Annotated in this window: 1 protein-coding gene; it reads left to right on the top strand. The window is 66.1% G+C overall.

The window, feature by feature from the left end; translation table 11 throughout:
* The coding region (locus FUT88_RS25250) for a glycoside hydrolase family 15 protein (protein WP_147219286.1) at positions 1-669 on the top strand (669 nt) is incomplete at both ends.

The raw sequence follows: 669 nt of genomic DNA, 5'->3' as shown, positions 1-669 counted from the left end.
CTGATGGATGCCCTGTTCATCGCCCGCAAAGGCGGCCTGGATGGCGACGATGCCTCGTGGCGCCTGCAGGTCGCGCTGATGACGCATCTGGAAAGCATCTGGCAAACGCCCGACGAAGGCATCTGGGAAGTCCGCGGCCCCTCGCGCCATTTCACGCATTCCAAGGTGATGGCGTGGGTGGCCTTCGACCGCGCCGTCAAAACCATCGAGCAATTCAATGTCGACGGCCCCGTAGAACGCTGGCGCGCCGTGCGCGATCGCATCCACGCGGAGGTCTGCGCCCACGGCTACAACGCCGCCCGCGGCTGCTTCGTGCAGAGCTACGGCAGCGAAGAACTGGACGCCGCGCTGCTGATGCTGCCGCTCGTCGGCTTTCTGCCGGCATCCGACCCGCGCATCCAGGGCACGGTCAAGGCCATCGAAGAAGACCTGCTCGTCGATGGCCTCGTGCGCCGCTACCGCACCGAAGCCGTGACCGACGGCCTGCCCGAGGGCGAAGGCGTATTCCTGGCCTGCAGCTTCTGGTATGTCGACAACCTCGTCATGCAGGGCCGCCATGACGAAGCGCGCGCGCTGTTCACCAAGCTGCTGGCGCTGCGCAACGACGTGGGCCTGCTGGCCGAAGAATACGACCCGCGCGTACAACGGCTGGTGGGCAATTTCCCGCAG

It is taken from the genome of Ralstonia sp. TCR112 (assembly GCF_007997035.1).
In the GTDB taxonomy this organism is placed as follows: domain Bacteria; phylum Pseudomonadota; class Gammaproteobacteria; order Burkholderiales; family Burkholderiaceae; genus Ralstonia; species Ralstonia edaphi.
This window is presented reverse-complemented; position numbering and strand designations above follow the sequence as displayed.